General features: G+C 45.2%; 1 protein-coding gene. It reads left to right on the forward strand.

Annotated elements, in window-relative coordinates; translation table 11 throughout:
• Window positions 1–841, forward strand: an 841-nt coding sequence (locus A3763_RS02875; protein WP_197482713.1) for a beta-propeller domain-containing protein, incomplete at both ends; no start/stop codon positions are given.

The raw sequence follows: 841 nt of genomic DNA on the forward strand, positions 1-841 counted from the left end.
ATACAGTGCCTACCTCGACGACTATGTAATCTATCCCTATGAAGAAGATGATATTAGCCGTAACGAGTCATTAATCAGCAAGGCCACATTAGAAGACCTACTCCCAAGCGTCACCTTAAATGGCCAAACAAAGATTTTACTAGGTGAAAATGATTGCCATATTCCTAACGAGCCAGAAGATTCAACACAACCTACCCTGGCTATCGTTACTAAAATCGACCTTGGCGCTTCACATGATATGGCGCTTTCAGATATAAAATCCAGCTGCATCGCCGCCCCCATTGCCACAATCTACGCATCATTGAACGCCGTGTATATGGTAGAAAATGAATACAGTTACGAAAACGCAAATGATTCATCTTATAGCAGTACGGTCTACAAGCTAGACTATTCGGACAATGGTCTAGAGTTTGCTGGAAGCGTAGCCCTAAGCGGCCAAGTAGGCTGGAATGAACAGTTCAGACTTAGCGAGTATCAGGATCATCTGCGAGTCGTGACCACTGACCATTCCAGCACAGAGAGAAATATACATCGGCTACATACCATCAATATTGATGATACAGAGCTGAACCTGAATGCAACAATCCCTAATGAATCGGCTCCGGAAGCTATCGGAAAACCAGGAGAGTCAATCTACAGTGTTCGATTTGACGGTGACAAAGCTTATATCGTGACCTTTAGACAAATCGACCCATTTTATGTACTTGACTTATCTAATCACGACTCTCCTCGCGTCGCAGGTGAATTAGAACTGCCCGGCTTTTCAAACTACCTTCACCCCTTCGGCGATACACTTGTCTTTGGCCTAGGCCGCGGCTCGGAAGGTGGCGTCGCAACAAAT

The sequence above is a fragment of the Oleiphilus sp. HI0128 genome (assembly GCF_001635365.1).